At 73.8% G+C, this 25,209-nt stretch carries 21 protein-coding genes and 1 pseudogene; 9 read left to right on the forward strand and 13 right to left on the reverse strand.

The window, feature by feature from the left end; translation table 11 throughout:
* Window positions 1-40: 40 nt before the first annotated feature.
* Entirely contained in the window at window positions 41-3,421 is a 3,381-nt protein-coding gene (locus JJV70_RS07820; RefSeq protein ID WP_219047027.1) for a pyruvate carboxylase, read from the reverse strand.
* A 203-nt stretch (window positions 3,422-3,624) separates the two neighbouring features.
* Complete coding sequence (locus JJV70_RS07825) at window positions 3,625-4,224, reverse strand: MarR family winged helix-turn-helix transcriptional regulator (RefSeq protein WP_374227256.1); 600 nt, start codon at window positions 4,222-4,224, stop codon at window positions 3,625-3,627.
* Window positions 4,225-4,315: 91 nt separating this feature from the next.
* Here JJV70_RS07825 and JJV70_RS07830 point away from each other — a divergent pair, with 91 nt between their 5' ends.
* The 4 genes from JJV70_RS07830 (at window position 4,316) to JJV70_RS07845 (ending at window position 10,230) form a co-directional block, all read left to right on the forward strand.
* On the forward strand, window positions 4,316-6,406 hold the full coding sequence (locus JJV70_RS07830; RefSeq protein WP_219047028.1) for an MMPL family transporter: 2,091 nt from the start codon (window positions 4,316-4,318) through the stop codon (window positions 6,404-6,406).
* Window positions 6,407-6,607: 201 nt separating this feature from the next.
* Window positions 6,608-7,483: an arpA protein gene (locus tag JJV70_RS07835; protein ID WP_219047029.1), complete on the forward strand. Its 876-nt coding sequence runs from the start codon at window positions 6,608-6,610 to the stop codon at window positions 7,481-7,483.
* Between the two features lie 66 nt (window positions 7,484-7,549).
* Entirely contained in the window at window positions 7,550-8,416 is an 867-nt protein-coding gene (locus tag JJV70_RS07840) for a class I SAM-dependent methyltransferase (RefSeq protein ID WP_219047030.1), read from the forward strand.
* Window positions 8,417-8,424: 8 nt separating this feature from the next.
* On the forward strand, window positions 8,425-10,230 hold the full coding sequence (locus JJV70_RS07845; RefSeq protein ID WP_257573578.1) for a choline/carnitine O-acyltransferase: 1,806 nt from the start codon (window positions 8,425-8,427) through the stop codon (window positions 10,228-10,230).
* Between the two features lie 135 nt (window positions 10,231-10,365).
* On the opposite strand, the gene JJV70_RS07850 is transcribed toward JJV70_RS07845, so the two are convergent.
* From JJV70_RS07850 to JJV70_RS07860, 3 genes are read right to left on the reverse strand one after another with little or no spacing between them, the layout of a single operon-like run.
* Window positions 10,366-11,886: a cryptochrome/photolyase family protein gene (locus tag JJV70_RS07850; protein ID WP_219047031.1), complete on the reverse strand. Its 1,521-nt coding sequence runs from the start codon at window positions 11,884-11,886 to the stop codon at window positions 10,366-10,368.
* A 2-nt stretch (window positions 11,887-11,888) separates the two neighbouring features.
* The gene (locus JJV70_RS07855; protein ID WP_219047032.1) at window positions 11,889-13,544 is read right to left on the reverse strand and encodes an FAD-dependent oxidoreductase; all 1,656 of its coding nucleotides are present in this window, start codon (window positions 13,542-13,544) and stop codon (window positions 11,889-11,891) included.
* Window positions 13,544-14,779 carry a lycopene cyclase family protein gene (locus JJV70_RS07860; protein ID WP_308294734.1) on the reverse strand — a complete coding sequence of 412 codons (1,236 nt, stop codon included), beginning with the start codon at window positions 14,777-14,779 and terminating at the stop codon, window positions 13,544-13,546. The genes JJV70_RS07855 and JJV70_RS07860 overlap by 1 nt, the downstream gene beginning before the upstream one ends.
* Before the next feature lie 155 nt (window positions 14,780-14,934).
* Between JJV70_RS07860 and JJV70_RS07865 the strand changes: the two genes are divergently transcribed.
* Window positions 14,935-15,666 carry a methyltransferase domain-containing protein gene (locus tag JJV70_RS07865; protein ID WP_219047034.1) on the forward strand — a complete coding sequence of 244 codons (732 nt, stop codon included), beginning with the start codon at window positions 14,935-14,937 and terminating at the stop codon, window positions 15,664-15,666.
* Window positions 15,667-15,683: 17 nt separating this feature from the next.
* Here the strand turns inward: JJV70_RS07865 and JJV70_RS07870 are convergent, their stop codons facing one another.
* Genes JJV70_RS07870 through JJV70_RS07885 form a run of 4 tightly spaced genes read right to left on the reverse strand, consistent with a single transcriptional unit; the run spans window position 15,684 to window position 20,345 of the window.
* Window positions 15,684-16,685, reverse strand: a complete 1,002-nt coding sequence (locus JJV70_RS07870; protein ID WP_219047035.1) for a DUF5914 domain-containing protein — start codon at window positions 16,683-16,685, stop codon at window positions 15,684-15,686.
* Window positions 16,682-17,674 carry a phytoene/squalene synthase family protein gene (locus JJV70_RS07875; RefSeq protein WP_219047036.1) on the reverse strand — a complete coding sequence of 331 codons (993 nt, stop codon included), beginning with the start codon at window positions 17,672-17,674 and terminating at the stop codon, window positions 16,682-16,684. The genes JJV70_RS07870 and JJV70_RS07875 overlap by 4 nt, the downstream gene beginning before the upstream one ends.
* Complete coding sequence (gene crtI / locus JJV70_RS07880; RefSeq protein ID WP_219047037.1) at window positions 17,671-19,206, reverse strand: phytoene desaturase family protein; 1,536 nt, start codon at window positions 19,204-19,206, stop codon at window positions 17,671-17,673. Before crtI ends, JJV70_RS07875 begins: the two co-directional genes overlap by 4 nt.
* The gene (locus JJV70_RS07885) at window positions 19,203-20,345 is read right to left on the reverse strand and encodes a polyprenyl synthetase family protein (protein ID WP_308294735.1); all 1,143 of its coding nucleotides are present in this window, start codon (window positions 20,343-20,345) and stop codon (window positions 19,203-19,205) included. Before JJV70_RS07885 ends, crtI begins: the two co-directional genes overlap by 4 nt.
* Before the next feature lie 484 nt (window positions 20,346-20,829).
* Between JJV70_RS07885 and JJV70_RS07890 the strand changes: the two genes are divergently transcribed.
* Window positions 20,830-21,081, forward strand: a complete 252-nt coding sequence (locus JJV70_RS07890; RefSeq protein ID WP_219047039.1) for a hypothetical protein — start codon at window positions 20,830-20,832, stop codon at window positions 21,079-21,081.
* Window positions 21,082-21,145: 64 nt separating this feature from the next.
* On the opposite strand, the gene JJV70_RS07895 is transcribed toward JJV70_RS07890, so the two are convergent.
* The 4 genes from JJV70_RS07895 to JJV70_RS22550 all read right to left on the reverse strand — a co-directional run bounded on the left by JJV70_RS07895 (window position 21,146) and on the right by JJV70_RS22550 (window position 23,300).
* The gene (locus JJV70_RS07895; protein ID WP_219047040.1) at window positions 21,146-21,634 is read right to left on the reverse strand and encodes a hypothetical protein; all 489 of its coding nucleotides are present in this window, start codon (window positions 21,632-21,634) and stop codon (window positions 21,146-21,148) included.
* A 10-nt stretch (window positions 21,635-21,644) separates the two neighbouring features.
* Entirely contained in the window at window positions 21,645-22,139 is a 495-nt protein-coding gene (locus tag JJV70_RS07900; RefSeq protein WP_306823425.1) for a hypothetical protein, read from the reverse strand.
* Window positions 22,140-22,203: 64 nt separating this feature from the next.
* Window positions 22,204-23,061, reverse strand: coding sequence for an IS630 family transposase (locus JJV70_RS07905; RefSeq protein ID WP_257573580.1), 858 nt, complete (start codon window positions 23,059-23,061; stop codon window positions 22,204-22,206).
* Window positions 23,004-23,300, reverse strand: coding sequence for a helix-turn-helix domain-containing protein (locus JJV70_RS22550; RefSeq protein WP_219047041.1), 297 nt, complete (start codon window positions 23,298-23,300; stop codon window positions 23,004-23,006). The genes JJV70_RS07905 and JJV70_RS22550 overlap by 58 nt, the downstream gene beginning before the upstream one ends.
* 179 nt (window positions 23,301-23,479) lie before the next feature.
* On the opposite strand from JJV70_RS22550, the gene JJV70_RS07915 reads away from it, so the two are divergent.
* The 3 genes and pseudogenes from JJV70_RS07915 (at window position 23,480) to JJV70_RS07925 (ending at window position 25,077) form a co-directional block, all read left to right on the forward strand.
* A complete protein-coding gene (locus JJV70_RS07915) occupies window positions 23,480-23,686 on the forward strand; it encodes a hypothetical protein (protein ID WP_219047042.1) in 207 nt (68 codons plus the stop codon).
* Window positions 23,687-23,920: 234 nt separating this feature from the next.
* Window positions 23,921-24,286: pseudogene (locus JJV70_RS07920) on the forward strand (IS630 family transposase); the annotation flags it as partial.
* Between the two features lie 224 nt (window positions 24,287-24,510).
* On the forward strand, window positions 24,511-25,077 hold the full coding sequence (locus tag JJV70_RS07925) for a hypothetical protein (protein WP_219047043.1): 567 nt from the start codon (window positions 24,511-24,513) through the stop codon (window positions 25,075-25,077).
* Window positions 25,078-25,209: the final 132 nt, after the last annotated feature.

Consider the following 25,209-nt stretch of genomic DNA (forward strand, 5'->3'; position numbering starts at 1 on the left):
CCCACAGACCGCGTCCCGGGCGCGGCGGCACCGCGTGGCGCTACGGCGCGATCTCGGCCAGCAGGTCCCCGGCCTCCACCTGCTGGACGCCGCCGATCGCCAGTCGCCGGACGGTGCCGGCGGTCTGGGCGGTGATGGACGCCTCCATCTTCATCGCCTCGATGGTCGCCACCGTCTGACCGGCCGCCACCTCGGTACCCTCCGCCACCTGGAGCGTGACCACCCCGGCGAAGGGCGCCGAGACGTGGCGGTCGTTGCCGGGCTCGGCCTTCTCGGCCGCCTTGACCGCGCTGGCCACGGAGGTGTCGCGCACCGGCACCGGGCGCAGCTGGCCGTTCAGCCGGGCCAGTACGGTGCGGTAGCCGCGCTCGTCGGCGTCGGAGATGGCCTCCAGCTCGATCAGCAGCGTCACGCCCTGCTCCAGGGTGACGGTGTGCTCCTGGTCGGGTTCCAGTCCGTAGAAGAAGTCCTTCGTCGACAGCACCGAGGTGTCACCGAAGCTCTCCCGGTGGGTGGTGAAGGACTTCGCCGGCGCCGGGAACAACAGCCGGTTCAGCGTCGCCCGCGGCGCCTCGGCCAGACCGCGCCGGTCCTCCTCGGTCAGCCGTGGCGCCTCACCGCGCGGGCTGCGGGCCGCGAGCGCCCGGGTGCGGAACGGCTCGGGCCAGCCGCCGGGCGGATCGCCCAGCTCGCCGCGCAGGAAGCCGACGACGGAGTCCGGCACGTCGAACTTGCCCGGGTCCGCCTCGAAGTCGGCGGCCGTGACCCCGGCGCCCACCAGATGCAGCGCGAGGTCGCCGACGACCTTGGACGAGGGCGTCACCTTCACCAGGCGGCCCAGCATCCGGTCGGCGGCCGCGTAGCAGTCCTCGATCAGCTCGAACCGGTCGCCCAGGCCCAGCGCGATGGCCTGCTGCCGCAGGTTGGACAGCTGGCCGCCGGGGATCTCGTGGTGGTAGACGCGGCCGGTCGGCGAGGCGAGCCCGGACTCGAACGGCGCGTACACCCTGCGCACGGCCTCCCAGTACGGCTCCAGGTCACTGACGGCCCGCAGCGACAGCCCGGTCGCCCGCTCGGTGTGGTCGGTGGCCGCCACCAGCGCGGACAGCGAGGGCTGGCTGGTCGTCCCGGCCATCGAGGCGACGGCGGCGTCCACCGCGTCCACCCCGGCGTCGATCGCGGCCATCAGGGTGGCGAGCTGGCCGCCGGCGGTGTCGTGGGTGTGCAGGTGCACCGGCAGGTCGAAGCGCTCGCGCAGCGCCGTGACCAGCGTCCGCGCGGCGTGCGGGCGCAGCAGGCCCGCCATGTCCTTGATGGCCAGGACGTGCGCGCCCGCCTCGGCGATCTCCTCCGCCAGGCGCAGGTAGTAGTCGAGGGTGTAGAGCTGCTCCGCCGGGTCGGACAGGTCGGCGGTGTAGCACAGCGCGACCTCTGCCAGTGAGGTGCCCGTCGCCCGCACCGCGTCGATCGCCGGGCGCATCTGGGAGACGTCGTTGAGCGCGTCGAAGATGCGGAAGACGTCCATGCCGGTGGCGGCGGCCTCGGCGACGAACGCGTCGGTGACCTCCGTCGGGTACGGCGTGTAGCCCACCGTGTTGCGGCCGCGCAGCAGCATTTGCGTGCAGATGCCCGGCACCGCCTCGCGCAGCGCGGCCAGCCGCTCCCACGGGTCCTCGGCCAGGAAGCGCAGCGCGACGTCGTAGGTGGCGCCGCCCCAGCACTCCAGGCTCAGCAGTTCGGGGGTGGTGCGGGCCACGTGCGGGGCGGCGGCCAGCAGGTCCCGGGTGCGCACCCGGGTGGCCAGCAGCGACTGGTGGGCGTCGCGGAAGGTGGTGTCGGTGACGGCGACGCCGCGCCGCGCGCGCAGGTCGGCCGCGAACCCCTCCGGGCCGAGCGTCAGCAGCCGCTGCCGGGAGCCCTCGGGGGCGGGCGCGGTCAGGTCGGTGGCGGGCAGCTTGTCCTGCGGCTCGACCACCCGGGGGCGCGGACCGTGCGGCTGGTTGACCGTCATGTCGGCCAGGTAGGTGAGGATGCGGCTGCCGCGGTCGGCCGGCGGGCGGGTGCGCAGCAGCTCGGGACGCTCGTCGATGAACGAGGTGGTGACCCGGCCCTCCTGGAAGTCCGGGTCCTCCAGCACGGCGCCGAGGAACGGCAGGTTGGTCGCCACGCCACGGATGCGGAACTCCGCGATGGCGCGCCGGGCGCGGCGCACGGCGCCCGCGTGGTCGTGGCCGTGGCAGGAGAGTTTGACCAGCAGCGAGTCGAAGTGGGCGGAGACCGACGCGCCGGTGTGCACGGTGCCGCCGTCCAGCCGCACGCCCGGCCCGCCGGGGGAGCGGTAGGCGGAGATGGTCCCGGTGTCGGGGCGGAAGCCGTTGGCGGGGTCCTCGGTGGTGACGCGGCACTGGAGCGCGGCCCCGGAGACGGTGATGTTCTCCTGGGCCAGATCCAGCTCCGGCAGCGTCTTGCCGGAGGCGATGCGCAGCTGCGCGATCACCAGGTCCCGGTCGGTGATCTGCTCGGTGACGGTGTGCTCGACCTGGATACGCGGGTTCATCTCGATGAAGACGTGGTTGCCGCGCTCGTCTACCAGGAACTCCACCGTGCCCGCGTTCACGTAGCCGATGTGGCGGGCGAAGGCGACGGCGTCCGCGCAGATCCGCTCCCGCAGCGCCGGGTTCAGGTTCGGCGCGGGCGCGATCTCCACGACCTTCTGGTGCCGCCGCTGCACCGAGCAGTCCCGCTCGTAGAGGTGGACGACGTTGCCCGCCGCGTCGGCGAGGATCTGCACCTCGATGTGGCGCGGGTTGACGACGGCCTGTTCCAGGAACACCGTCGCGTCACCGAACGCCGAGCGGGCCTCGCGCATGGCCGCCTCGATCGCGTCCCGCAGCCCGGCCGGGTCCGCCACGCGCCGCATACCGCGTCCGCCACCGCCGGCTACGGCCTTGACGAACACCGGGAACCCGATGTCCCCGGCCGCGGCCACCAGGGCATCGACGTCCTGAGACGGCTCACAGGAGCGCAGCACCGGCACCCCGGCCGCGCGCGCGGCGGCCACCGCGCGGGCTTTGTTGCCCGTCAGCTCCAGCACCGCCGAGGGCGGGCCGACGAAGGTGATGTCCGCGTCGGCGCAGGCCGCGGCCAGCTCCGGGTTCTCCGACAGGAAGCCGTACCCGGGGTAGACGGCATCCGCGCCGGCCCGGCGGGCGGCCTTGACGATCTCGTCCACGGACAGGTAGGCGCGCACCGGGTGGCCTTCCGCGCCGATGCGGTACGCCTCGTCGGCCTTGGCGCGGTGCAGCGAGTTGCGGTCCTCGTGGGGGAAGACCGCCACGGTGGAGATGCCCAGCTCGAAGGCCGCGCGGAACGCCCGGATCGCGATCTCCCCGCGATTGGCGACCAGTAGTTTGTCGAACATCTCGCTCCGAGTCGTGTGAGTCCGGTTACTGGCACCCGGTGCCATCCCGGGTGGGGGCACCGTACCGTCCAGGGGCGAGAAGGTCATGTAACGATCAACACACGCCGATCGGGCAGCCCACCGCCGGGGTCGGCCGCACAGCCATGCCGCCCGCTCGCCAGCGGCCCGGCCCCGGGAGGCGGCATGGGCGCGCGGCCTTGTCGTCAGCCCGGCGGGGGGTCCGGGGTGTTCAGCTCGGTGGTGAGCTCGCCGAGGAAGCGCAGGACGACGTCGAGTTCCGCGGCGCTGAACCGGCGCTGGACGGTGTCGGTGCTGCGGGCCAGCGGACGGAACGCCTCGCGGGCCACGGTACGTCCGGCCGGGGCGTAGTGCAGGTGGGTGACGCGGCCGTCGGCGCTGTCCCGCGTGCGGGTGATGTGGCCGCCGCGCTCCAGCCGGTCCAGGCAGGCGCTCACCGCGCCGGAGGTGAGGTTCAGGTGGCGGCGCAACCGGCCGGGGGTCAGCGGGCCGCCCTGGCCGTCGCCGTCCAGGATCGCGATGAGTGCCAGCAGGTCGGTGTGGTGCAGCCCCTGGGAGCGGGCGAAGTCCTGCGCCACCCGGTTGACGCCCGCGGTGACGCCGCGCAGCTGGACGGCCAGGGCGTGCAGGCTCCGGGCGCCGCCCGCGTCGTCGGCCGTGGAACCGCGAGCACGCGTCGGGCCGCGCCCACGCGTCGGGGTGCCGCCGGGCGCCGGGCCGCCGTCGGGCACCGGATCGTCGCCGGGCGCCGGATCGCCAGGGGAGGGCTCGGGTGTCGCCGTCACACCCCCACCCTAAGTAATCTCTCAATCATTGAGATAGTTTGGTGGTCCTCCTCGGCCGCATGGCCGTGTCGCCGATTCCGAAGGTGGTGTCATGCGCAGCCCCGCGCCGCGAACAACCCGTTGGCTCCTGCCCGCCGTCCTGCTCCTGGTCTGGCTCGCCCTGGGCGGTGTCGTCGGTCCCTTCGCCGGGAAGCTGGGCGAAGTAGCCACCAACGACCAGGCCGCGTTCCTGCCGCAGAGTGCCGAGTCCACCCGGGTGCTGGAGGAGCAGGAGGCGTTCCAGGACAGTGACGCGATCCCGGCCATCGTGGTGTGGACGGCCGACGACGGCACCATGACCGACGCCCAGCGCGCCCAGGCCGGTGAGGCGCTGACCGCCATGGCGGACGTCGAAGGGGTGACGGGACGCGCCTCGCCGCCGCTGCCGTCGCAGGACGGCGAGGCCCTCCAGGGCGTCGTGCAGCTCCAGGGGGATCTCGACGAGGAGATGGCCACGGCACTGGAGGAACTGCGGGCGGCGGCGGGGGAGGTGCCCGGCACCAGCGTCTATATCGCCGGTCCCGCCGCCACGCAGGCTGACCTACAGGACGCGTTCGCCGGAATCGACGGCCTGCTGCTGGCCGTCGCCCTCAGCGTCGTGCTGCTGATCCTGCTGCTGGTCTACCGCAGTGTGCTGCTGCCGCTGGTGATCATGACCGGGGCCGTGCTCGCCCTGTCGCTGGCCAGCGCGATCGTCTACCAGCTCGCCCAGGCCGATGTGGTGCGCGTGGACGGCCAGGTGCAGGGCATCCTGTCCATTCTGGTGATCGGCGCGGCCACCGACTACGCCCTGTTGCTGTCGGCCCGCTTCCGGGAGGAACTGGCCGCCGGGCACCCCCGGTGGACGGCCATGATCGCGGCGGTGCGCCGCTCTACCGGGGCGATCGTGGCCAGCGCGGCCACCGTGGCCGCCGGGCTGCTCGCCCTGCTGCTCAGCGACCTCACCAACAACCGGGCGCTCGGCCCGGTGGGCGCGATCGGCATCGCCTGCTCGGTGGCCGTCATGCTCACCTTCCTGCCCGCCGCGCTCGCTCTGCTCGGCCGGGCCGCGTACTGGCCCGCGCGGCTGAAGCGCGGCGCGGAGCCCACCGATTCCGGAGTCTCCGGCGGCGGCGTGTGGGCCAAGGTGGCCACGCTGATCGACCAGCGGCCGCGCCGCGTCCTGGCGGGAACGCTGGTCGCCCTGGTTGCCTGCGCCGCCTTCGCCCCGCAGCTGCGGACGGACGGGGCGCCGCTGAGTGAGACGTTCGTCGGCGAGGCGTCCTCGGTCCGGGCCCAGGAGGTGCTCGGCGAGCACTTCCCCGGCGGCTCCGGCAACCCCGCGGTGATCATCGCCGACGCCGACGCCGTGCGCGAGGTGACCGAGGTGGCCGCGGACACCGAAGGCGTCGCCCAGGCCGCCCCGCTCACCGAGTCCGGGCGTCCGGGCGGGGGGCCGCCCCGGGTCGAGGACGGCCGCGTCCTGGTCAACGCCACCCTGAGCGCGTCCTCCGACAGCGACGCCGCCCAGCGCACCGTGCAGCGGCTGCGCGAGGCGGTACACGAAGTAAGCGGCGCCGACGCCCTTGTGGGCGGCTACACCGCGCAGACCTACGACACCCGGGTCACCGCCGAACGCGACCGCGCGCTCATCACCCCCGTCGTCCTGGCCATCATCCTGCTCATCATCATCGCGCTGCTGCGCTCGGTGCTCATGCCGGTGCTGCTCGTGGCCACGGTGGCACTCAACTTCTTCGCCACCCTCGGCGTCGCCGCGCTGGTCTTCGACCATGTACTGGGCTTCACCGCCACCGACCCGTCCGTGCCGCTGTACGGCTTCGTCTTCCTGGTGGCACTCGGTGTCGACTACAACATCTTCCTGATGACCCGCGTCCGCGAGGAGACGGTGCGCCATGACAGCCGGTTCGGCGTGCTCAAGGGGCTGACGGCCACCGGTGGCGTGATCACTTCCGCGGGCGTGGTGCTCGCCGCCACCTTCGCCGCGCTGTCGGTCATCCCGCTGTCGTTCCTGGTACAGATCTCGTTCATCGTGGCCTTCGGCGTCCTGCTGGACACCTTCGTGGTCCGCTCGCTGCTGGTCCCGGCCCTGGTGCGGGTCATCGGCCCGGCGGTGTGGTGGCCCAGCCGGCTGCGCCACCGGTGAAGGCACCGTGACCGCACCCGGGCTGCCGGGCCGGCGGCGGGCGGATCACGGTTCGGGTACGGCCGCCCCCGCCGTGTGACGTGTCACAGACAATGGGCAGCGGGTTGTGACAGGCTCATCTCCGTTACCGCTCAGTAGAGTTGCCGCCGTGGTGGCCCGCCATGGCGGTCAGTGACGGTCTGCCCGCGTGGAGAGGATCGCATGAGCACCCTGGCCCCCTTACCGCTCGACCAGCTGGTCGACACGGCCCGCTACCCCCTGTCCGACGCCGCGAGCCTGGTCCAGCGGGCGGTCGTCACCCGAGCGCGGCGCGAGCTGGCTGAGGCCGGCTGCACGGTGCTGCCCGACTTCGTCCGCCCCGCGCTGCGCGAGAGGCTGCGGGACGAGTGCGCGGCCATCGCCCCGCACGCCCACCACGATGTCGAGACCGTGAACGTCTACAACATCGCGGTGGACACCCAGCTGCCGCCCGGGCACCCCGGACGCCGCACCTTCCGGCGCGGTAACGCCTTCGTCGCCCGAGACCGCCTGCCCGAAGGCGCCGTCATCTCCCGCCTCTACACCCACCCGCACTTCCAGGACTTCGTGGCCCGCTGCTTCGGCCTGCCCGAACTGCACGAACTGGCCGACCCGTTGTCCGGGCTCGTCCTCAACGTCGTCGCCCCCGGCATGGAACACCCCTGGCACTTCGACACCAACGAGTTCACCGTCAGCATGCTCACCCAGGAACCGGACGAGGGCGGGACCTTCGAGTACTGCCCGCACATCCGGTCCGCCCAGGACGAGCACTTCGACGCCGTGGAGGACGTCCTCACCGGCCACGGCACCCACCTGGTGCGGCGCCTGCCGCTGCGGCCCGGCGACCTCCAGCTGTTCAAGGGACGCTACTCGCTGCACCGGGTCAGCCCGGTGCGCGGGGAACGCGCGCGGCACTCGGCGATCTTCGCCTACAGCGAGCGCCCCGGCGTCATCGGCAGCGTCGCCCGCACCCGGCAGCTCTTCGGCCGTGTGCTGCCCGAACACCTGGCCGCCGAAGACCGCGCCGCCCGCGTCCGCGGCGACGCCCTGCTCGACTGACCAGCGCCACCCGCCCGTCCCGCATGGCCACCCGCCCCGCACCGTCCACCCCGGAAGGCCCACCCTGTGCGTCTCGACGCGACCGGCAAAGTCTCCCTCGACCACCTCTACACCGGCACCGACCCGCGCCCGTTCTTCACCACGCTGCGCCCCCTTGGCTACTGCGTGCCCCAGCAGGCCAAGCCCCACTTCGCGAAGCTGCTCACCGAGTACCGTGACGCCCACGGGGTGGCCGCGCCCCGGGTGCTGGACGTCGGCTGCTCGTACGGCGTCAACGGCGCGCTGCTGAAGTACGACGTGACGATGGACGAGCTGTACGCGCGCTACTGCGACGTGCCCCAGCCCGACACCCGCACCCGCGCGGACCTGATCGCCCACGACCGGGAACTGGCCCGCTCCCGGCAGCCCGCACGGCCGCTTCACGTCACCGGCCTGGACGTCTCCGCGGGCGCCCTGGAGTACGCCCTTGACGCCGGGTTCCTTGACGACGCCGTACACGCCGACCTGGAAGCGGAGGAGCCCACCGCGCACCAGCGGCGGCAACTGGCCGGGACGGACCTGGTCGTCTCCACCGGCTGCCTGGGCTACGTCACCGAGCGCACTCTGGTGCGCATCGTGCGGGCGCAAGGCGAACACCGGCCCTGGATGGCCCACTTCGTGCTGCGCATGTTCTCCTTCGCGCCCATCGCCGCCGCGCTCGCCGATCTCGGTTACCACACGTACCGCGTTGAGGGCGTCTTTCCCCAGCGCAGGTTCGCCTCTCCGGAGGAACACGCCCGCGTCGTGGCGAAACTGACCGCCGCCAAAGTGAATCCTGACGGACTGGAAGCCGAGGGCTGGCTCCACGCCGAGCTGTACGTCTCCACGCCCCGCACCAGCCCCGCGCACCCCGGTCCTTCGCACCCCTCCGCTGCCGCCGACATCCCGAAGTGAGGCCGCTGTTGAACACCCCCGCCACCCCCGCCACCTTCGCCGGTGAAGACCAGCTGCCCCGGGTGCCGCTGCCCACGCTGGAGGACAGCTGCGCGCGGTTCCTCACCTGGTGCGCGCCGCTGCTGACGGCCGGTGAACTGGCCGCCACCGAGGCGGAGGTCGCCGCGTTCCTGCGCCCGGACGGTCCCGGCCGCGTGCTGCACGCGGCGCTGGCGCAGTACGACGCCACCGAGGGGGTGCACAGCTGGCTCGACACCTTCTGGCCCTACCGCTACCTGGGCCGCCGCGACCGTATCGCGCTCAACGCCAACTTCTTCTTCCTGTTCCAGGACACCGGCGAAGACCAGTTCACGCGCGCCGCCGGACTGATCGCCGGGGCGCTGCACCTGAAGCGGCAGATCGACACCGGGCTACTGCCGCCGGTGGAGCAGCGTGGCGTGCCGCAGTCCATGGCCCAGTACCGCTACCTGTTCTCCACCACGCGCATCCCCGGCACCGAGCAGGACACGGTGCGGGCGCCCTGGACGGACGCCTGGCCCGGCCCGTCCGACGCCCGCCACATCGTCGTCCTGCACCGCGGCACCCTGTTCCGCATGGACGTGCTGGGCCCGGACGGCGTTCCGCACGCCCTGGACGACCTGCAAGCGGGCCTGCGCCACGTGGTGAAGGCCGCCGCCGCCGATCCGGAGCCCGCCCCCGTCGGCCACCTCACCACCCTGGCCCGCGCCCAGTGGGCGCAAACCCGCGCCGACCTGCTCGCCCACCACCCGCGCAACGCGGCCAGCCTCGACGACATCGAAACCGCCCTGTTCTGTCTCTGTCTGGAGGACACCGCACCCGCCGACACCCAGACGGCCTGCGACGAACTGCTGTACGGCGACCGGGGCAACCGCTGGTTCGACAAGGCCGTCTCCCTCGTCGTCTTCGCCGACGGCCGGGCCGGTGTCAACGTCGAGCACTGCGAGCTGGACGGCACCACCATCCTCAGCTTCACCGACGCCCTGCTGGGTGCCCCGGCCCAGGAGCAGTCCCGCGCCTGTGGAGCGCGACCGCAAGGGCTGCCCGCGCTGGACCGGCTCGCCTTCGTACTGGACGACGACCTGCGTGCCCGCGTCACCGAGGCCGCCGGGGCGTTCGCCGCCTACGGAGCTGGCACCGCCACCCGCACCCTGAGCTTCCCCGACTTCGGCAGTAACACCGCCAAAGCACTCGGCGTCTCCCCGGACGCGTTCGTCCAGTGCGCCTACCAGCTCGCCCACCAGCGGGCCAAGGGGCACCTGGGCGCCACCTACGAGTCCATCGCCACCCGCCAGTACCGCCACGGCCGCACCGAGGCGATGCGCGTCGTCACCCCGCAGACGCGGACCTTCACCGAGGCGATGCAGGACCCGGACGCCGACGCCGCCACCCGCCGTGCCGCCTTCCTGGCCGCCGCCCGGGCCCACGCCGAGCGCGCCCGGCAGTGCCAGGCCGGGCAGGCGCCCGAGCAGCACCTGTGGGAACTGGAGCTGATCCAGCGCCGTCGCGGGGCTGAACTCGGCGTCACCGAGCAGCCCGCCCTCTACCGCACGCCGGGCTGGCTGACGCTGCGTGACGACTACCTGAGCACCAGCTCCGCGCCCTCCACCCGCATCCAGTACTTCGGTTTCGGCTCCACCAGCGCGCAGTGCATCGGCGTCGCCTACGTCCTGCTCCCGGACCGGTTCAACCTCTACCTCAGCACGCCGCGCCCGGTGGCCGGCGCGATGGACGCCTTCGCCCGCCACCTCCAGGCCGCCGTGCCGGAACTGACAGCCCTGCTCACCCCGGCGTAACGCCGCAGGACCCGCGCCCCCGGCCCGCACCGGATACCGCACCCGGCGGCATGACCCGTCCGGCCCGCCCTGACCGGGGGCGTGAGACGGCCGGCAGCGGCCCCGGTCACCGCGCCGCGTCGGGCGGGGCCGGGTTCACGGGGCCGCGTCGTGGCCGCGCAGCCGGGCGGCGCGCAGCAGCTCGTCCAGGTTCTCCAGGCGCGTGAGCTGCCGCACGGCCCGTGCGGTGCGGTGGTTGCGGGCCAGCCGGTCCCGGTGGCGGTGGACGAAGGCCCAGTAGCCGGTGGTGTACGGGCAGGCGCGGTCACCGGTGCGGTCACCGGGCCGGTAGTGGCAGGGGCCGCACAGGTCGCTCATCCGGTTGATGTAGGCGCCCCCCGACGCGTACGGCTTGGTGGTGATGCGGCCGCCGTCGGCGTACTGGGACATGCCGATGACGTTGGTCAGCATCACCCAGTCGTAGCCGTCCACGAAGCAGCGGTGGAACCAGTCGGTGAGCGCGGCCGGGTCCCAGCCCCGCTGGAGCGCGTAGTTGCCCAGCACCATCAGCCGGGGAATGTGGTGAACCCAGCCGTAATCCCGCACCTGGGCCAGCACGGTGGACAGGCAGCGGGCCTGGACGGCGTCGGCGTCCAGTTCGGTGAACCAGCCGGGCAGGGCCGCGTGGTGGCCCAGCTCGTTGCACTGCCGGTAGCCGGGGCCGAAGTGCCAGTACAGGTTCCACATGTACTCCCGCCACCCGGCGACCTGGCGGACGTAGCCCTCCACCGAGTTCAGCGGCGCCGTCCCCCTCCGGTACGCCCGCTCGGCCGCCTCGACGCATTCGGCCGGGTCCAGCAGCCCGAGGTTGAGCGCGGCGGAGAGCAGACTGTGGCTCATGGCCCAGTCCGCCGCCAGCATGGCGTCCTCCCACCGGCCGAATGTGGCCAGCCGCCGGTCGGTGAACGACCGCAGCGCACGCCGCGCCTCGGCCCGGTCGGCGGGGAACCGGCGCGGTCCGTCGCGGCCGACGAAGGAGACCTGCCCGGAGCGCTCCCACCGGTCGAGGTCCTCGCGTACCTGGGCGTCGATCGCGTCCTCGCGGGGGCGGTAGGGGGCGGGGACGGGCAGGGTGGGCCCGGAACGCTTCGGCGGCGGTTCGCGGTTGTCGCGGTCGAGGTTCCAGCGTCCCCCGGCCGGCTGGTCGCCGTCCATGAGCACCTCGTGCTCTTGACGCACCCGGCGGTAGAAGTCCTCCATACGCAGCCGCCCGCTGCCCGACCGGGCCCACCGCTCGAAGACGTCGAACGGCACCATGAAGCCGCGCGGCGGCAGCACCCGCACCGTCTCCAGCGAGCGCACGAACCGCAAGGCCGCGTGCGAGGTGGGGTGGCAGACCGTCACCGGCCGCGTGCCCACGGCCTGGCGCAGCCCCTCGCGGTAGGTGTCGGCGCGGACGTAACGCACGCGGTCCCCGAGTTCGGCGGCCCGGTGCCGCATGGCCGACAGCAGCAGGTGGGCCTTGGCCCGGTGGAACCGCCGCCGCCGGAACACCGCCTGGGACTCGATCATGACGGCGGTGGCGCCGGCCGGCAGGAAGTGCGGGCCGAGCTGGTCCCCGAACAGCCAGTGATAGCGGGCAGCGCCGGTTTCCTTTGGCGCGGCGGAGTCCGTCATGGTCAGGACCTCCCGGCGGACGCGGGGGCGGGTCGAGGGGGTGCGGCGACCGGTTCCGCCGGGGCGGGCGCGGCCGGTTGCCGGTGGGGGCGGGACTCGGGCCGGGTGAGGACGCGGGCGAGCGTGCGCAGCAGCGGTGAGCGCCCGGCGGTGGGCACGGTCAGCAGAGGATGGCCGCGTACGCCCCAGGTCGCCAGCAGGGCGTTGGCGGCCTCGAAGCCCGTGGTGGCGGCCCGCTCCATCAGCGCGACGGGGGCGGTGGTGCGCACCAGGTCCCCGGCCAGGGCCAGCCGTGCGTGCGGGGTGTGCACGGTGGGCCGCTCGCGGTGCGTGCCGACGCCGAACAGCGGGCAGTCCGCCCGCCACACGTGCCGCTCGTCCACGGCCACCGCGTCCGCCGTCTCGGGGTAGACGCGGGCCAGTTCGCGCCGCAGCCGCCGCTGCACGCCGGTGCGGTCGGCCTCCGGGGGGACGGCGTAGGCGTGCAGCTCCACGACGCTGCCCCCGGTGCGGGCGGCCCAGCGCGCGGCCTCACCTTCGTAGCGCTCCAGGACGCTGACATTGTCCAGCGGCCCGTACCCGCTGGTCCCCAGGAAGCCGGGCCGCCCGGCTGCGACAGGCCGGTCGAGCCAGTACCGCGAGACACAGAACGGCGGTGCCGCCCGCAGGCTCGCCACCCGCCCGCGCCAGAACGCGTCACCCAGCTCCGGAGAGGCGGCCACCAGGGTGCGCAGCCCCGTGGTGTCCAGCGCGAGCACCACCGCGTCGTAGCGGGCCGCACGCCGCGCCCCGCCGCCCTCGGCCGTGGTGAGGGTGAACCCGGACCCGCGGGGCGCGAGGTGTTCGGCGCTGGTGCCGGTGCGCACGGTGGCCCCCAGCCGCTCCAGCCGGCCGGCCAGCGGCTCCCACAGTGCGGCGGGGAACGGCTCGGTGGGGACGTCGAACAGCAGGCCCTCGGCGGAACCGAGGAAGTAGATGTGGAACATCAGCGCCAGTTCGGCGGCCGACAGCTCGCGCGGATCGGCGAAGAAGCTGCGCGAGAACACCTCGAACGCCAGGTGCCGGGCCTGCTGCGGGAAGCGCACGGCGTCCAGGAAACCGGCCGCGCTGAGCCCGTCGAGGCGGCGGTGGACGTCGGCGGCGCGTACGTCCAGCAGCGGCAGCGCGGCCCGCGGGTTCATCCCGGCGAGCCCGGCGGGGGTGAAGGTGGGGCTGGACGCGGCGAAGGCGAGCACGTTCCACGGCGGGGTACGCGGGATGCGCGCGAAACCGTCCCGGGCGCCGTCGGCGTGCTGGAGCGGGTAGTCGGGCAGCGGCGCGAGCATGCGCAGCCGCGGATCGACACGACGCAGCAGGTTGCGCAGGTTGTAATACTGGCGGAAGAACGCGTGGAACCCGCGGGTCATGGTGACGCCGGTGCCGTCCGCCAGCCGCGTCGCCCACCCGCCGACCCGGCCGCCCAAGTCGCTCTCGCGCTCGAACAGCTCCACCCGCACGCCGCGTTCGGCCAGTGCGGTGGCGGCGGCCAGCCCGGCGATGCCGCCGCCGACGACGGCCGCCCGGGCACCGGGCGCCGGCATGCGGGGTGCGCCCGGCGGCGCGGGCCGGTACGCGGCACGCGGGTCGCGGGCCAGGCGGTCAGCGCGGTGGTGGTGCATCAGGAGACCTTTCCGGGGACGGGAGCGGGAACCGTGGCCGCCGCGTGCGGGCGCCGGGGCAGGAAGGGCAGTTCGGCCAGCGAGTGGAGCATCGGCCACAGGGGGCAGCGCAGTCCGAGCGCCACGTCGGCGGCGGGGGAGGAGCGGCCGTCGAGGAAGTCCAGCACCCGGGGCAGCGGATGGTCGCCGAACAGCCGGGTGAAGAAGTCCGCGCCGTCGATGCGGCCGGTGGCCAGCGCGCGCAGCCAGGCCGCGTCCATGGCCAGGTGGCGGCGCGGGTGCGGGCGGGGCGGGAGAGGGCGTCGTCCGGCCCGGAGCGCGGCGGCCACGGCGGCCGCCTGACGCTGGACGGTGGCGAAGGTGTACCCGGTGGCGGGACGGGTGGCGCCGCCCGCGGTACCCAGAGCGAACACCGAGGCGCCGCACCGCCGGGGAAAGCGGGCGTCGGTCATCGGGATGACGCCCTGTTCGCAGCCGGTGACGGAGAACCGGCCCAGGGGCCGCACCCGGCGGGTGTAGTGCTCCAGCGCGGCCCGGTAACCGGCGTCGTCCAGCGGACGCGGGGAGAACTCGGTGTACTCCACCAGCGCGCGACGCGGACCGAAGGGCAGCACGTAGGCGAAGGACAGACCGCACGGGGGCTGCGGGGTGCGGAAGTCCATCAGCTCGGCCACACCCGGGTCGAACTGGTCGGCCCGCGTCTGCACGAACCAGCCCCGGAAATGCTGCCACCAGGTGGTCCGGGCGGGCGGCAGCCGCCGGGGCGGGCGCGAATCGAACACCCAGCGGGCTTGCAGGCGTACGGTGCGCCCCGCCGCGTCCACCCCGGTCACCCGGGCGCCGCGCGGGCCGTCGTGGACGCCGGTCACCGTGGCCCGCACTACCTCCGCGCGCCCGTGCGCGGCCAGCTCGGCGGTGACGGCGGGCAGGAAGTCGGCGGAGCGGATCATCTTGTACCGGTGGCCCGGGGAGCGGCCGGAGCCCAGCGGCTCCCCGTGCACGCCGCGCACCGCCATCCGGTCCCAGGACGCGGAGACGAACGCCTCCAGCGGGCCCACCCCGCGCTCCCAGAAACACCAGGTGCGCGGCGGACTGCTCACCGGCCCCGGCGGCGGCTCCACGACAGCGACCGTGGGCCCGCCGCCCCCGGCCACCAGGTGGCGGGCCAGCGACAGCCCCGCCGCGCCCCCGCCGACCACCACGACATCCACGTCCCGCACGCCCGCCTCGCTCACGCCCGCGCCTCCCGCCCGTCCGTTTCCGCCACGGCTGCTCCCCGACGCGGCACGGACCACCCGGGTGGGCGCGGGGCACGCGGCGTCCAGCGGGTACGCGGCCGGGTGGGGCCGCATCCGGGCGGCCCGCCCACCGCGTACGAAGGGAGCCCGCCGTGAGTCTGCTGCGCGACGACGACCTCGCCGCCGCCTTCGACCGGGCCGCCGGTGCCTACGACCGGCTGGTGGCCGCCAGCCCCGGCTACCACGGCCAGCTGCGGCTCTCCGCCCGGCGCCTGGGCCTGCCCGACGGCGGCCGGGACGCACGCGTGCTGGACCTCGGCTGCGGTACCGGCGCCTCCACCCGCGCCCTGCTGGAGGCGGCACCGCTGGCGCACCTCGTGGCGGTGGACGCCTCGCCGGGCATGCTGCGCCGCGCGCGGGCCAAGCGCTGGCCGCAGCGGGTGCGGTTCGTGCACGCTGGCGCCGAACACCTGGAACAGGCGGGAGTGCGGGGGCCGTTCGACGCCGTGTTCGCCGCCTACCTGGTGCGTAACCTCACCGCTCCCGGCCCTGTCCTGCGCCGGGTGCGGGCGCTGCTGCGGCCGGGCGGCACGCTGGCGGTCCACGAGTACTGCCTGTCCGGCGCGGCCCGGCACCGGCTGGTGTGGAACACCGTGTGCCGCGCGGTGATCATCCCGGCCGGTTCGCTCGGCCCCGGCGGCCCGGGCCTCTACCGGCACCTGCGGCGCAGCGTGCTGGACTTCGACACCGTGCCCCGGTTCGCCGCCCGGCTGGCCCAGGCCGGGTTCGAGGAGGTCCGTGTCCAGGCCGTACCCGGCTGGCAGCGCGGCATCGTGCACACCTTCGTGGCCCGGCGCCCCGTGCGCGAAGTGCCGCCCGGCTGAGCGCGCGGCCGCGCGGTTCACGTCGTCCCCGGGAAGCGGCCCTGGCCGCGCAGCTGCCAGCGGCGCTCGGCGTAGGCGAGGTCGTCGCGCCACAGCCGCGCCGCCGCCCGCCGCATCAGCGGCCGCAGCAGCGGCGCCGCCGCCCGGGCCACCGCGAAACCCGGCCGCCGTGAGGTGGCGATCACGGCCTCGATGACAGCGGTGCGCGGCACGCGGGCGGGTGGCCCGGTCAGCGGCGTGGCGTGCGTCTCCACCACCGACGTGGCGCCCTCGCCGTCGAGGATGTGCATCACCAGCGTGCGCGGTTCCGGCGCGGTGAACGACGCCCGCACCGGCACCGCCGCCCGGCCGCCCACGCGATAGGCGACCTCCACCACGAACCGGTCGCCCTCGTCCGGGTCCGGCTCGGCGACGACGGTCAGCCGGGTGAAGGCGTAAGGGTGGAACCAGGCGCCGTGCCAGGGGTCGAGCCGGTTGGCGATCACGTCCTGCGGCTCGCAGGTGCCCACTACGGTCGTCACCGCCGCCACCGACACCTCCGGCCGGGGCCGCCGTGGCACCCGGGGCGCGGGCAGCGGCGATTCCCCGCCCGCGTCGTCCAGCCGCACCCACACCAGCACGCCGTCGTCGTGGACGGGAAACGGCTCCCAGCCGGGGCCGCCGCGCCGGGTCAGGGTGAGCCCGTGCCAGGGGCACACCAGCGTCCCGTCCACCACCGGGCTTTGGCACAGCGGGGCGCCCAGGTGGGGGCACGCCCCGGGACCCGCCGCCGTCGCGCCGTCCTGGCGCCGCCAGGCGACGACCTCCACCCCGGCCACCGTGCGGCCCAGCGGGCGCCCCGGCGGCAACTCCCGGCTCGCGCACAGCACGTACCAGTTCCCCGAGGGACGCGCCGTCGCCCGCGCCAGTGCCGCCTCGATCAGCTGCGGCCTGGCGGCGCGCCAGGTGGGCTCCTGCCGACTCCACTCCTGGGCGGGCAGCAGCCGCAGCGGGCCGCGCCAGCGCCGGCGCCCGGTCAACAGCGGTACGCCTTCGTGCGCGGCGGGCCGGTGCCGTCACCGCGCACGGCGACGCGGGCCCGTCCGGCCGCGATGGCCGCCAGCCCGCCGAGCGCGACGGCCGCCCGGTACCGGCGCGGCACCACCGCCCGGCGGTCCATCACCGCGTAGTCGGCGGCCTCGATGCGGTTCAGGATCGCGTGGTAGAGGACGAAGGCGGTCCGCACACACGGCCGGGACGCCGGGTGCAGCAGGTCGATGCCCTCGGCCGCGTGCCGGTAGATCCCGCGGGTGACGGCGATCGCCTCACGCAGCGCGGCCCGTACCCGCGGCTCGGTGGTTCCGGTGGCCCGGCACCACACCAGCAGCTCCCGGTACACGCCGTGCGCGGCCAGCAGGTCCCCGGGCAGGTAGATCCGGCCACGGTCCAGATCCTCGCCGACGTCCCGCAGGAAGTTGGTCAGCTGGAAGGCCACCCCGAGCGACGCCGCGTGCGGCGCGGCCTCCTCGCGCGGCGCCACCGTGCCCAGGACCGGCAGCAGCTGCAGGCCGATGACGGCGGCCGAGCCGTGCGTGTACGTGCGCAGCGCCTGCCAGCTGGGGTAGTCGGTGATGTGCAGGTCCATACGCATGGAATGCATGAAGTCGGTGAAGTGCGCGGGCTCGATGCGGTAGCGGGCGGCGGTGTCGGCGAGCGCGGCCAGCAGCGGGTGATCACTGCGCCCGGTGGCCAGCGCCTGCCGCACGGTGGCGTCCAGCGCGTCCAGCGCCCGGGTCCGCGCGGCGGTGTCGGCCTGCCCGGGCACGCCCTCGACGTCATCCACGATGTCATCCGCGTGCCGGGCGAAGCCGTACAGCGCGTGCACCGCCGGGCGACGGCACGGCGTGAGCAACCGGGTGGCCAGGAAGTACGTCGCGCCGCCACGGGCGTTGACGCGGCGGCAGCGCTCGTACGCGGCGCGCAGCACCGGGTCGTGGACGCCAGCGGCGGCCAGCTCCCGCGCCGTCACCGCGCACTCCCCGCAGGCGCTACGGCCACGGCCCGCCTGCCGAGCGGTGGACGCCGGTGGGTGCCGGTGACGCGGGCGGCGGCCAGCTTGCCGGAGATCACGGCCGTCGGCACGCCCACGCCCGGTGTGGTGCCGCAGCCAGCCAGCACCACGTTGTCCCAGCCGCGCGGCAGGTTGCGGGGGCGGAAGGGCCCGGTCTGCGCGACGGTGTGGGCGGCGGAGAACGGGGTGCCAGCGGCGAGCCCCTGCCGCGCCCAGTCGGCCGGGGTGACGACCTCCTCCAGCTCCAGGTCCGCGCCGAACCCGGCCAGCCCGCGCCGCTCCAGCTCGGCGTACAGCTCGTCCCGGTAGCGGGGCGCGAGCCGTGGCCAGTCCTGACGGCCGCGCACCAGGTTGGGGCAAGGGGCGAGCAGGTAGTGCAGGTGCCGCCCCGGCGGCGCCAGCCGCGGGTCGGTGACGGTCGGACAGGTGAGCAGCAGCGAGGGGTCGCTCATCAGCTCCCCGGTGCGGGTCAGCTCGTCGAAGGTACGCCCCCAGGCGCGTCCGAAGGACAGGGTGTGGTGGGCCAGCTCCGGCCAGCTGCGGGGTCCGCCCAGGTGGGCCACCACCGCCGAGGGCGCGTACCGCAGCGGCACTGGGCGGCGCGGGGCTCCGCCCAGCAGCCGGTAGGCGATGGGCAGGTCACAGGTCAGCACCACGGCGTCGCCCGGGATACGCCGGCCGTCCGTGGTGCGCACCGCGACCGCCCGGCCGCCGACCCGCTCCAGCCCCTCCACCGTGGCGCCGTAGACCAGTTCGGCACCGGCCGACCGGGCCGCCCGCGCCATCGCGCGCGGCACGGCGTGCATCCCGCCGCGCGGGAACCAGACGCCGCCCACAGTGTCCATGTAGGCGATCACCGCGTACGCGGCGAGCGCGCGGGCGGGCGGCACCCCCGCGTACAGCGCCTGGAAGGTGAAGATCCGCCGCAGCCGCTCATCGCGCACGAACCGGCCCACCCGGCCGTGCCAGGAGGCGAAGCCGCCCACCGCCGCGAGGCGCACCAGGTCCGCGCCCAGCAGGCCCAGTGGGGAGTCGAAGTTGGCGTCGATGAACGAATGTGACTGCACCTGGTACAGCCGCTCCAGCCAGCGCCGCAGCCGCCGGTACCCGACTGCGTCCGCCAGGTTCACCTTCCGGCTGATCTCCGCCTCCATCGCGTGCGGGTCGCTGTGCACGTCGATCCGGGAACCGTCGGCGAAGCAGGCCCGGTAGACCGGGTCCAGCGGCAGCAGCTCCACGTGGTTAGCCAGCCCGGTACCGACCGCCGCCAGCGCCTCGTCGATCAGGCTGGGCATCGTCAGCACCGTCGGACCGGTGTCGAGGTGGTAGCCGCCCATCACGGTGCGGCCCGCCCGGCCACCAGGCCCGCCCTCGCGCTCCACCACGGTCACCGACCGGCCCGCGCCCAGCAGGTGCAGCGCCGCCGACAGCCCCGACAACCCGGCGCCGACCACGATGACGTGACCGGTGGGGCCCTCCACCGTCCTCATGCCCGCACCCCCCCTGCGCCACTGGCCCCGTGCGGACGCCGCGCGTTGGCGGAGGGCCGCGCCGTGGCGGAGGGCTGCGCCGTGGCGGAGGGCTGCGCCGTGGCGGACGGCCCTACCGTGGCGGAGATGAGTGCCGTCAGCTCCCGCGCCGCGTCCGCCGCCAGCCCGGCCTGAGCGACGCAGGAAACGGCTTCGGCGGCCAGCGTGTCGATGCGCTCCTCCACCACCGCCCGCGCGCCCAGTTCCGTCAGCACCTCACGCACCCGCTCCAGCGCCACCGCGTTCAGCCCCCGGTCGCCCAGGGCGCGAACGAGCACCTGCTCGGCCGTCCGGTGCCCGCCCACCCGCGCCCGGTGCAGACCCACAGCCGCCAGATACGTGGGCTTCCCCTGCCGCACGTCCTCCCCGGCCGGTTTGCCGGTGACGGCCGGATCACCGAAGACGTCCAGCAGGTCGTCCCGCAGCTGGAAGGCCACCCCGGCGCACCGCCCCGCCCGCTCCAGCCCCTCGCGCACCGGCCGCTCGGCACCCCCGATCGCCGCGCCGAGCCCGAGTGGCCGCTGCACGGTGTACAGACCCGCCTTCAGATGGGCGATGCGCAGCGCCTGTGCCGGGCTCCGGTCCCCGGCCGCCTGGGCGTACAGGTCCAGGTACTGGCCCGCGACCATCTCCGTCCGCATGGCCCGCCACTGCTCGCCCGCGCGCTGCCGCACGGGGGCGGGCAGCTCCGCCTCCTGCCACAGGTCCTCGGCCCACACCAGCGCCAGGTCCCCGGCCAGCAGAGCCCCGGCCGCGCCGAACTCCCTGGCCGCACCGCCCAGCCCGCGCGCCCGGTGCCGGTCGGCGAACGCCTGGTGCGCGGAGGGCAGCCCGCGCCGCAGCGGTGCGGCGTCCATCAGGTCGTCGTGCACCAGCGCGCACGCCTGCAACAACTCCAGCGCCGCCCCGACGCGCAGCACCGCCTGCTCCGCGCGCTCCTCCGACCCGCCCGCGCGCCAGCCGCACCACAGGAAGCGCGGCCGCAGCCGCTTCCCGCCAGCCAGCACCAGCCGCTCCACCAGCCCGGCGACGTCGGCCCCGAACCGGGCGTCCACGCCGTTGGCCTCGGCACACCGCTCGCCCAGCCAGGCGCGCAGCACCCCGTCAACCGCAGCGCCGACCTCGGTACCGGCGCCGCACTTGGTACCGCCCTCGGTACCGGTACCGGTATCGCAGGGGAGCGAGCCAGGGGAAGGCTCCGGCCGCCGGGGACCACTCAGTGCGGACGGTGTTGTAGGGGTGGTGCTTCCCGTGGGGGGTACGGGCGATGCTGGGGGTGGCGTTGGGGCTGGCTGGGCGGCCGGGGCGGGCTGTAGGGCTGGGGTGGCCTGACGCCGCATCGCGGCTCCCTTCGGCGCTGTGGGTCACGGGTTGCGGTCCGCTCGTCGGCGGCGGGGAAGGGCTGGTGGGGGAGGTACCGAGTGCTGGGCTGCTGCCCGTCCGCGCTATTACGCCGCGTCACGTAGAAGCACGCAGGGCTACAGTAGGTTACACAGAGTTCCCTGTGTTGCTCCGCTCTCCCCGCTGCCCGTGTCGGAGGTAGCGCCGCCCCTTGATCCCGTGAGCCCCAGGTAAGGGCGCTCCGTGAACCTCCGCGCCCTGAGGGGGCGACCGGCAGGGGAAGCCCTCCCCGCCGCGCTCGATCACCGTCCGACCGGGCTTCCGCTGGGCGCCTACGTGCTTCAGCGCCTAGCTGTGCGGGTCGCGGGGGAGCACATCACACCCGCGCAGGTAGGCGCGCACTTCAGCGTGCGCAGCATGCCCCTGGCGCACGGCACGGAGGACTACGGCGTCCCCGCCGCGCTCGACGCCGTACTCGGCGGCACATGTGGGTAACACCGTCTCGACCCGCGCCCGGACGGCGCTTTCGGCCCCGCCCCTCCCCCGTAGCGAGGCCGGATCAGCTGGTGCGTGCGGACCCCTCAGGCCAGACCACTCGCACAGGGAGCCCGGCCTGCCGGGCGGCAGCTACCACGTCTGCGGTGCCGCCACCCTTCGCGCTGGGCGGCTGGCCGTTCCACACCGCCACCAGCTGCTCCCCGCGCTCCAGTAGCACCGCGTTCGCAGCCTCATACGCCTCACGGCTGGCCGTCTCGTAAGGCATCACCACCACATCGACGGCAGCATCCACCAGCCGGTCGAAGGTGGGCGCGTGGTCGGGCTTCACCTTCCGCTCCCGGTAGTCCCGCGACGGCACCAACACCACCAGCTGCCCCCCTGCCTCAAGGACGGCTTCAGCGAAGAGCGTGTCCGAGCCGCGCGCGATGCACGACACCCCGACCAGGCCGCCGTCCCGGTACTCCGCGAGGAGCTTCCGCAAGGCGTCCCGCACCAGCGGCACCGTGTCGTCGGTCAGGTCCATGTGCCCTGTCACAGCCAGCGTAGTCACGACCATCCCCTCAGCTCGACAGCAGGTCGCGGATACTATCCCGTGCCTGGGCGACACCGCGCGAGACCTCCCGGCCGACCGTGTACGGGTAGAGCTGCCCCAGTTGCGCGCGAACCCGCCCGGACTGCGTCCCGCGCGCTACTTCCACGGCCTGCCCTGTGTGTTCGACTGCGCCAGCCATGTCGCCGGAGAGGAAGGCGCATTCAGCAAGCCCGATCCAGTCCAGTGCGTGACTGCGCGCCGCTTCACTGCCACGCTGTTGCACCGCTTTGCGGATCTCCGTGGCGGCGGCTTCGGCGTGCGCAACCGGGTCCCTCCTAGCCAGGTCCAAGAGTCGCCCCCCGGTGACCCCGGCGAGTTCGGCTTCGTCGAAGTAGGCGATCCAGTACGGCTCGTTGCCGGGTGTCGCGCCAGCCAGAGCGTCGCGGGCCTGCTCGGTTGCCCGGCCGAACGCGGCAGTGCGGCCCATCACGGCGTAGGCCCATGCTTCCCGGGTGTGCAACATGGCCCTCACCCGGGGATTCCCGGCGTAACGGGCGCCCTCCTGTGCGAGTCGTACTAGTGGCTTGTCATGCAGCCTTGGCCGGGTAATCGGTCCATGAGCGGATCGGTGATTCGGTCGCGAAGGCTTTCTTCGGTTCGGCGCGGGCATTGCGCCAGCGGATGTAGGCGGCGATGGCGGTGTTCTGCTCGTTGTGGCTGCGGTGGTCGGTGCCGTTGAGTGCGAAGTAGCGCAGGGCGGCGAACTCGGCTTCGATCCAGTTTAGCCAGGAGCCGTAGGTCGGCAAAAAGACCAGCTCGATGTCGTGGGTGGCGGCCCAGGCGCGGACGTTGGCGTGCTTGTGCGGGGCGAAGTTGTCCAGCACTACGTACAGCTTCTCCCCGGGCCAGCGGGCGCGCAGGGCCTTGAGCAGTCCGAGGAACTCGTGCCAGCGCTTGCGTGGGCGGATGCGGTAGTACAGCCTGCCGGTGGCCAGGTCGAGGGCGGCGAGCATGTGCATCACGCCGTCGTGGCGGTTGTAGGTGGCCCGCAGCCGGCGCGGACGCCGCACCGGCCCCCACGCCTTGCCCTTGCGGGGCATCAGGTTCAGCGGTCCGAACTCGTCGGCGCATATCACCCGCCCGTCGGTGGGCGGGGTGTCGTACAGCGCCAGGACGCGGCGCATCTTGGCGATGAAATCCGGGTCGGTGGACGCCTTCCAGGTGGTAGTGATCTTCCAGGAGACCTTCCCCGCGCGCAGGATCCGGCGCAGGGTCTCCCGGCTGATGGACGCGGTCACCTTCTGCTTGACCAAGTGCTCGGCGAGCTTGCTCAGGCTCCAGGTGGAGAACGCGGTGATCTTCCAGTCGGCGGGGGACGTCCGGGCGATCAGACAGATATGCTCACGCACCTCGTCACTGATGGTCCTGGGACGCCCCCGCTCCATTTTGGGTCCAGCGCCTCGAACCCCCGCTCGTTGAAGGCGTGGACGACATCGCGGACGTAGTCCTCACTGACCTGCATCAGCGAGCAGATGTCCTTGACCGTCTGGCCCTGTGCCGACATCAGCACCACGATCGCCCGCCGCAGCTTGACCGGGTCCTTCGCAGTCCGGCTGACCCGCTGCAGACGACGGCCTTCGTCCATACTGACCGGCCGGACGAACACACTCGGTCGACGTCCCACAACCACCTCCAAGATCACACCTCAGAGGAAGCCTGCCCAACACCGGGCAGCCAGTCGATTACCCGGCCAACGATCGCTGACAACCTTGCAACATCATCAGACTGCTACAGTCGTCTGTCACGAGCACAACAACCCCTATGCGCGCAAGAGGCTCGACGACAGAGGAGGCAGGACCAACCATGTGGCGCCTGATGCTGTTCTTCCAGGGTGTCCTCGGGCTCGGCGTCGTCGTCATGTCGCTGGTCAGCGGCCTGATGGTGCTCCGCCACGACGGCCCGAGCACCGAGCTGGCACAGTCCGTCGGCCTGCTCGTTCTGCTCCTTGGTCTGCTTCTGGTCACCGGGCGCTGGATGACCGGGCGTTGGTTCAGGTGGTCGCGCCGCTGACGCCGGCCCTCCCCGGCACGGTGGGCGAACAGCCCCGCTCCACCACCGCGCAGGCCCGCAGTAGAACCCGACGGAGCCCCGCCCACCGGCGGGGCTCCGCCATTGCGGCCGCCGCTCACTCATACCTAGGCACCGCGATCGTGGCCGTCTGCACCGCGAGCTGGGGCGCGGGCGCGTACGCGGTCAGGGCAGTGGGGGCACCGATCCGTCATCCGAGAATTGGCCGGTCAATGTGCCATCGCCGGCGGCGAGGTCATACCCGAGGACGGCGAGCCCGAAGTCGTCTTCTGTCTGGACGAAATCGGACCGCTCAACCTCCAGCCGCACCCCGGTCGGCAGTGGGCCGAACGCGGCGGCAAGGGCAAGGACCCCGACCGTGAGCCCCGACTCCGGCGGCGGGCCACCTACACCCGACCGCACGGCGTCCGACACCTGTTCGCCGCCCAGTTCACCGCTCTGCGCTACTTCGCCCTCGACGGCACCGACCACCCCAGCCACAAAGCCCAGGGCAGCATGATCCGCCGCTACATCATCTGGCGGAACAAGCACGCCACCGATCAGCGCCTACGCGAAGTCGTCACCAGGGCGAACATTGCCTGACGCGGCACTAGCTCCAGTGCGTCTTGCGGCGGGGAGCGGGCCGGGGGTGGTGGCGTCCATGGGGCCAACTTCCAGGCGATCTTAGGCACGGGCTCTTCCCGTTCCGCAACGTCCAACGACTGTATTACCGACACGGTAACCCCCGCTGGTTATCCCGGGATCGGGTGGCCGGGCCGAAGCTCTTACCACAGGAGCTGTCATCCACTGTGATCTAAGGGAGACCCGTGCAGACGCATTCCGGAGCGACCCCAGCCTGGGCGCCGCCGCCCGGCCCGACTATCGAGTACCAGCGCGCGGGGGTGTGGTGGGATGCGGTGCGCGTCTCCGCCGCTCTCGCGCCCGCCGTGTTCGACGTGCTTGACGGCCGTTCGGGTGCCGTTATCGAGGACGCCCCGGGGTGTCTGCTGACGTGGTTTGTCCAGCCCGGGGCGGCTGCCGGGTGGCCTCGTCTGGACGGGGTGGCGGTGCTGTCCCGGGGTGGTCTTTCCATCGGTGTGCCCCCGGCGGGGCAGCGCTGGGGTGAACTGCGCTGGCTGGTGCTGCCCGGCAGCGAGGGTCCGTGGATGGATGCGGCCGTGTTGGAGCAGGCTCTCACGGTGGGCGTCGCCCAGCGCGTCGGCCCCCGCCGCCCGGTCACTGTGCTGTGTACGGGGTGCGGTCGGCCCACCGGCGAGGCCGTGCTCGTCGCGACCGCGCCCGCCGCCTTCGGCCCTGACCACGGTGCCTGGGCGTGTCCCGCCTGCGCGCCGCATCTGCCGGACGGCCCGGGTGTCACCGGGGTGGTCCGGTGACTCGCCCCGACCGGCCCGTGCCGCCGAGCGCCTGCATGCGCTGCCAGCAGCCCGGCGAACTGGAGATCGTCGCTGAGCTGCCGGGCGAGTCCCGGGGCGGCTGCACCGTGTGGTGGTGCGCCCACTGCCGCA

Origin of the sequence: Streptomyces sp. JJ66 (assembly GCF_019303495.1) — a bacterium.
In the GTDB taxonomy this organism is placed as follows: domain Bacteria; phylum Actinomycetota; class Actinomycetes; order Streptomycetales; family Streptomycetaceae; genus Streptomyces.

Coding starts and splice junctions, on each gene's coding strand:
- JJV70_RS07855 (WP_219047032.1), bottom strand. CDS start 13,544: ATGCACCACCACCGCGCTGACCGCCTGGCCCGCGACCCGCGTGCCGCG.
- JJV70_RS07830 (WP_219047028.1), top strand. CDS start 4,316: ATGCGCAGCCCCGCGCCGCGAACAACCCGTTGGCTCCTGCCCGCCGTC.
- JJV70_RS07905 (WP_257573580.1), bottom strand. CDS start 23,061: ATGGAGCGGGGGCGTCCCAGGACCATCAGTGACGAGGTGCGTGAGCAT.
- JJV70_RS07820 (WP_219047027.1), bottom strand. CDS start 3,421: ATGTTCGACAAACTACTGGTCGCCAATCGCGGGGAGATCGCGATCCGG.
- JJV70_RS07850 (WP_219047031.1), bottom strand. CDS start 11,886: ATGACGGACTCCGCCGCGCCAAAGGAAACCGGCGCTGCCCGCTATCAC.
- crtI (WP_219047037.1), bottom strand. CDS start 19,206: ATGAGGACGGTGGAGGGCCCCACCGGTCACGTCATCGTGGTCGGCGCC.
- JJV70_RS07915 (WP_219047042.1), top strand. CDS start 23,480: ATGTGGCGCCTGATGCTGTTCTTCCAGGGTGTCCTCGGGCTCGGCGTC.
- JJV70_RS07835 (WP_219047029.1), top strand. CDS start 6,608: ATGAGCACCCTGGCCCCCTTACCGCTCGACCAGCTGGTCGACACGGCC.
- JJV70_RS07900 (WP_306823425.1), bottom strand. CDS start 22,139: ATGTTGCACACCCGGGAAGCATGGGCCTACGCCGTGATGGGCCGCACT.